The 2,151-nt window shown below is 72.4% G+C and carries 2 protein-coding genes; both read right to left on the bottom strand.

Annotated features, from left to right (window positions below; translation table 11 throughout):
- Positions 1–1,103 (bottom strand): DUF58 domain-containing protein (locus LOY02_RS16470; protein WP_317183456.1); only part of this gene is annotated, 1,103 nt, incomplete at its 3' end.
- A 13-nt stretch (positions 1,104–1,116) separates the two neighbouring features.
- The gene (locus LOY02_RS16475) at positions 1,117–2,103 is read right to left on the bottom strand and encodes a MoxR family ATPase (protein ID WP_317183460.1); all 987 of its coding nucleotides are present in this window, start codon (positions 2,101–2,103) and stop codon (positions 1,117–1,119) included.
- Positions 2,104–2,151 lie beyond the last annotated feature (48 nt).

A 2,151-nucleotide genomic window follows, 5' to 3' on the forward strand; every position in this document is an offset into this window, starting at 1 on the left:
CCGAACGCCCGCGAGTCGAGGACGAAGGCCAGCCCCGTCGTGCCCGGCTGGCGCAGGCTCGCGAGCCGGCTCGTCACCTCGTGGCCACGGGGGCCGACGATGGCGACGACGAAGCCGCCCGTCGCCGCGAGGCCCTGCGCGGCCCGCAGGAGCAGGTCGTCGGTGGACTTCGCGTGCAGCTGGGTCACCGCGAGCACGTCGAGGATCTCGTCGATCTGGAGGGTCGCGGAGACCCGCCCGCTCTCGACGGTCTCGGGGCACACGAGGTGCACGGCGTAGCCGGACTCGCAGAGGTGCGCGGCGATCGACGCGCACGCGGAGACGGCCCACTCGTAGGAGCCGGAGGCGCCGCTGCCACCGTGGGCCTCGGGTCGCGGGTCGAGCAGGACGACGGCGCGCCGCTGCGCGGGCCGGTCCTCCTGACGCACCATGAGGTCGCCGGTGCGGGCCGTGGCGGGCCAGTGGATCCGGCGCAGGTCGTCGCCGTCGCGGTACTCCCGGATCGTCACGTCGTCCTCGCCGTGCAGGGCGATGAGGTGCGCGAGCTCGCCCTCGGACCCGACCCCGGAGCTCGGCTGCTGGCTCGCGGAGAGGGAGTGGACCTGGGGGAGGACGACGAGGTCGGCCGTCCCCTCGAGCACCGCGTGGCGGGTGGCGAGACCGAAGGGGTCCTGCACCTGGACGCCGAGCGGACCGAGGTGGTGGCGGCCGCGCAGGTGCGAGCGGACCGTGTAGTCGATGATCCGCACGCGGCCCGAGGGGATGCGCCCGACGACGAAACGCGGCCGGTCGCCGAGGACGTAGTCGAGCCGCTCCTCGGCGAGGAAGACCGGCGTCGTCGTCGTCGAGACGTTCTCGAAGGCGAGGGCGACGTGCGCGTCCTGCCCGACGGTGATCCGGTCGGGCGAGATGTGCCGCTCGATGCGCATGCGCGCCTTGCGGGTGCGCACGAGCAGGGCGCTGATGTAGGGGAGCGCGACGAGCAGCACGCCGAAGCGGGTGAGGTCGCGGAACCCGAAGATGATGCCCGCGAGCGCGAGGGTGAGCCCCGCCCCGACGAAGGCCCGGCCCCTCGTCGTCAGCAGTCCTCGAAGCGAACGCATCCGTGCCTCGGTCTCAGTGGGAGCCGGACGGCACCGGCACCTGCCGCAGCAGGTCGGTGACGACCTCGGCGGTCGTGCGCCGGGCCAGCTGGGTCTCGCTCGAGGGGATGAGCCGGTGGGAGAGCACGGAGACGGCCAGCGCCTGGACGTCGTCGGGGATGACGTGGTCGCGGCCCTCGAGCGCGGCGTGGGCCCGGGACGCGCGGAGCAGGTGCAGCCCGGCGCGGGGAGAGGCGCCGAGGCGCAGCGCCGTCGTCGACCGGGACCGGGTGATGAGGTCGACGACGTACTGCCGCACGGCCGGGCTCGCGTGCACCTTCGTCACCGCGGCGACGACCCGGTTGATGGTCTCGGCGTCGGTGACGGCGGTGAGGTCGTCGAGCGGCGAGTGCGCGCTGTGGGTGTCGAGCATGGTCAGCTCGGCCCGCGGCGACGGGTAGCCCATCGAGATCCTGGCCATGAAGCGGTCGCGCTGGGCCTCGGGGAGGGGATAGGTGCCCTCCATCTCGATGGGGTTCTGGGTCGCCATGACGATGAAGGGCGCGTGCAGCGGGTAGGTCACGCCGTCCACGGTGACCTGCCGCTCCTCCATCGACTCGAGGAGGGCGGACTGCGTCTTGGGCGAGGCGCGGTTGATCTCGTCGCCGACGACGACGTTGGCAAAGATCGCGCCCGGACGGAACTCGAACCGCCGGGCGTCCTGGTTGAAGATGCTCACTCCCGTGACGTCGCTCGGGAGCAGGTCGGGCGTGAACTGGATGCGACGCACCGACGCGTCGATCGACTTGGCGAGGGCCTTGGCCAGCATCGTCTTGCCGACGCCGGGCACGTCCTCGATGAGCAGGTGGCCGCTCGCGAAGAGGACGGTCACCGTGGTGCGCACGACGTCCGGCTTGCCCTCGATGACCCGCGTCATCGCCCCGAAGAGCCGGTCAGCCACCTTCCTGACGAGGTCGAGATCGCCTGTCGTCTCCGCTCCGGTGGTGGTCTCGGTCGTCACGCTGTCCTCCGTCTGTCCCTGTGGGAGCCCTTGGGTCGGGTCGGCCCC

Source organism: Intrasporangium sp. (assembly GCF_032907665.1).
In the GTDB taxonomy this organism is placed as follows: Bacteria; Actinomycetota; Actinomycetes; order Actinomycetales; family Dermatophilaceae; genus Intrasporangium.